The sequence below is a fragment of the Mesorhizobium sp. ES1-3 genome (genome assembly GCF_020164795.1).
Classification (GTDB): Bacteria; Pseudomonadota; Alphaproteobacteria; order Rhizobiales; family Rhizobiaceae; genus Mesorhizobium.
Genome location: NZ_JAIUGW010000058.1, coordinates 1 through 3,701 on the forward strand (window position 1 = coordinate 1; position 3,701 = coordinate 3,701).

The window sequence follows — 3,701 nt, forward strand, 5'->3', positions numbered from 1 at the left end:
GCGACTGCGCGTCGCCGGTTTACCGGCGCCCTCGCGGAGCATAGGCCCCGAAGGGGCCGCTCATGCGTGAGCGCTGGCTAAACATCTGACTTCAGGCGACAATCCTTTGGATTGCGCCGAAATGGACATTAGGAATGAGAACGATCAAGCCGATCGAACTATTAGTACCGGTAAGCTTCAAGCGTTGCCGCTCTTCCACACCCGGCCTATCAACGTGGTCGTCTTCCACGGTTCTCAGGGAATACTCGTTTTAAGGTGGGTTTCCCGCTTAGATGCCTTCAGCGGTTATCCCGTCCGGATATAGCTACCCTGCTATGCGGCTGGCGCCACAACAGGTCCACCAGAGATCCGTCCATCCCGGTCCTCTCGTACTAGGGACAGATCCTTTCAATATTCCTACACCCACGGCAGATAGGGACCGAACTGTCTCACGACGTTCTGAACCCAACTCACGTACCGCTTTAAATGGCGAACAGCCATACCCTTGGGACCTGCTCCAGCCCCAGGATGCGATGAGTCGACATCGAGGTGCCAAACAACCCCGTCGATATGGACTCTTGGGGGTCATCAGCCTGTTATCCCCGGCGTACCTTTTATCCGTTGAGCGATGGCCCTTCCACGCGGGACCACCGGATCACTATGACCGACTTTCGTCTCTGCTCGACTTGTCAGTCTCGCAGTCAGGCAGGCTTATGCCATTGCACTCAGCGAACGATTTCCGACCGTTCTGAGCCCACCATCGCGCGCCTCCGTTACTCTTTAGGAGGCGACCGCCCCAGTCAAACTACCCACCATACATTGTCCCGGACCCGGATAACGGGCCGCGGTTAGACATCCATAGTAATAAGGGTGGTATTTCAAGGGTGGCTCCACCTGAGCTGGCGCCCAGGTTTCAAAGCCTACCACCTATCCTACACATGCCACTACGAATGCCAATGTAAAGCTATAGTAAAGGTGCACGGGGTCTTTCCGTCTAACCGCAGGAACCCCGCATCTTCACGGGGAATTCAATTTCACTGAGTCTATGCTGGAGACAGCGGGGAAGTCGTTACGCCATTCGTGCAGGTCGGAACTTACCCGACAAGGAATTTCGCTACCTTAGGACCGTTATAGTTACGGCCGCCGTTTACTGGGGCTTCGATTCAGAGCTTGCACCCCTCCTCTTAACCTTCCAGCACCGGGCAGGCGTCAGACCCTATACGTCGTCTTGCGACTTCGCAGAGCCCTGTGTTTTTGATAAACAGTCGCTACCCCCTGGTCTGTGCCACCCTCCTCTACTTGCGTAGAAAAGGGTCACGCTTCTTCCGAAGTTACGCGTGCAATTTGCCGAGTTCCTTCAGCATAGTTCTCTCAAGCGCCTTGGTATACTCTACCAGACCACCAGTGTCGGTTTCGGGTACGGTTTATAAGGAGGAGCTATTTCCTGGAACCACGCAGCAGCCCGTTCAATCCGATAAGATTGGACTACCTCAATGATCCGTCACTACCTCCAAGCCCACGAATATTAACGTGGTTCCCATCGACTACGCGTTTCCGCCTCGTCTTAGGGGCCGGCTAACCCTGCTCAGATTAGCTTTAAGCAGGAACCCTTGGTCTTTCGGCGGGGGAGTCTCTCACTCCCCTTACGTTACTCATGTCAGCATTCGCACTTCTGATACCTCCACCACCCCTCACGGGTATGGCTTCATCAGCTTACAGAACGCTCCGCTACCGCTTGGCCCTTGCGGACCAAACCCTAAGCTTCGGTGTATGGCTTTAGCCCCGTTACATTTTCGGCGCAAAGACCCTTATTTAGACCAGTGAGCTGTTACGCTTTCTTTAAATGATGGCTGCTTCTAAGCCAACATCCTGGTTGTTTTGGGATCCTCACATCCTTTCCCACTTAGCCATAACTTGGGGACCTTAGCTGTAGGTCAGGGTTGTTTCCCTTTTCACGACGGACGTTAGCACCCGCCGTGTGTCTGCCGACTAGTACTCCCAGGTATTCGGAGTTTGGTTAGGTTTGGTAATCCGGTGAGGACCCCTAGCCCATCCAGTGCTCTACCCCCTGGGGTATTCGGTCGACGCTCTACCTAAATAGATTTCGCGGAGAACCAGCTATTTCCGAGTTTGATTGGCCTTTCACCCCTAGCCACAAGTCATCCCGAACTATTGCAACAGTTATGGGTTCGGTCCTCCAGTAAGTGTTACCTTACCTTCAACCTGCTCATGGCTAGATCACTCGGTTTCGGGTCTAATGCGACGAACTGAACGCCCTGTTCAGACTCGCTTTCGCTGCGCCTACACCTACCGGTTTAAGCTTGCTCGTCACACTAAGTCGCTGACCCATTATACAAAAGGTACGTGGTCACCCTTGCGGGCTCCCACTGTTTGTAGGCAATCGGTTTCAGGTACTCTTTCACTCCCCTTGTCGGGGTGCTTTTCACCTTTCCCTCACGGTACTAGTTCGCTATCGGTCATGCACGAGTACTTAGGCTTGGAGGGTGGTCCCCCCAATTTCAGACAGGATTTCACGTGTCCCGCCTTACTCGAGGACGATTGATTGCATTACGCGTACGGGGCTGTCACCCACTATGGCCCTACTTTCCAGAAGGTTCCGCTTGTCTCTCAATCGCCACTGGCCTGGTCCGGGTTCGCTCGCCACTACTTCCGGAGTCTCGGTTGATGTCCTTTCCTACGGGTACTTAGATGTTTCAGTTCCCCGCGTTCGCCACTTTATCCCTATGTATTCAGGATAAGTTACCTATAACAGATACTTGGAAACCACAGCAGCAAGCCCGCGCGACCTCGAAGAGATCGTCGCCTCACGCGCAATCCTTGCGGATTTTGCGTCAGTCACCCTGCTGCTCTGATTTTCCAAGTACCTTAGGTGGGTTTCCCCATTCGGAAATCTACGGATCAAAGGGTATTCGCACCTCCCCGTAGCTTATCGCAGCGTATCACGTCCTTCATCGCCTGTGCATGCCAAGGCATCCACCAATTGCCCTTAAGACACTTGATCGTTCTCATTGCCAATGCCCACCGCGCAATCCGAAGGATTGTCGCTTCAGCTAAACCCTTGCGAGGTTAGCAGCCGCGCAATCCCGAAGGGATTGTCGCCACGCGATCTCGAAGAGATCGTCGCGTCAGCCAAATCCTGTGCAGGACCCAGCTTGATGTCATTGGCACAAAAAGACCAGCTTCTCGAGATCGGTTCGAGGGCGCGGTTAGGCAAACCCATCATATGCAAGGGATTGAGCGTCCCTTGCGACAAATCACGACCCTTGCGGCTCATGAAGTTCGAACAAATCTTCTCTTTACGATGTCAAACAGAACAGGCGGAGAGCATGACGCTCGCCGCAAACTCTTATTACGAATGACTTCTTCTCACCATCTCCACTCGACACCTCCGCGCGATCCACAGGATCGCCGCGAACCGCGACAATCCTTACAGATTGCACGCTCGCCAAACCGCAACGTAGCGGCCGGAAGCGACAATCCGGCGGATTGCGCGAGTGGTGGAGCCGGACGGGATCGAACCGACGACATCCTGCTTGCAAAGCAGGCGCTCTCCCAGCTGAGCTACGGCCCCTGATAACCTTCGTGTCGAAAGGAAGACGACAATCCTTGCGGATTGCGAAGTGGTGGGCCTGGGAGGACTTGAACCTCCGACCTCACGCTTATCAAGCGCGCGCTCTAACCAACTGAGCTACAAGCCCTAA

The 3,701-nt window shown here is 54.2% G+C and carries 2 tRNA genes and 1 rRNA gene; all 3 read right to left on the reverse strand.

Annotated elements, in window-relative coordinates:
- Window positions 1–140 precede the first annotated feature (140 nt).
- The 3 genes from LB536_RS30855 to LB536_RS30865 all read right to left on the reverse strand — a co-directional run bounded on the left by LB536_RS30855 (window position 141) and on the right by LB536_RS30865 (window position 3,698).
- Window positions 141–3,001 (reverse strand): 23S ribosomal RNA (locus LB536_RS30855).
- A gap of 494 nt (window positions 3,002–3,495) precedes the next feature.
- Window positions 3,496–3,571, reverse strand: a tRNA-Ala gene (locus LB536_RS30860).
- A 50-nt stretch (window positions 3,572–3,621) separates the two neighbouring features.
- A tRNA-Ile gene (locus LB536_RS30865) sits at window positions 3,622–3,698 on the reverse strand.
- Window positions 3,699–3,701 lie beyond the last annotated feature (3 nt).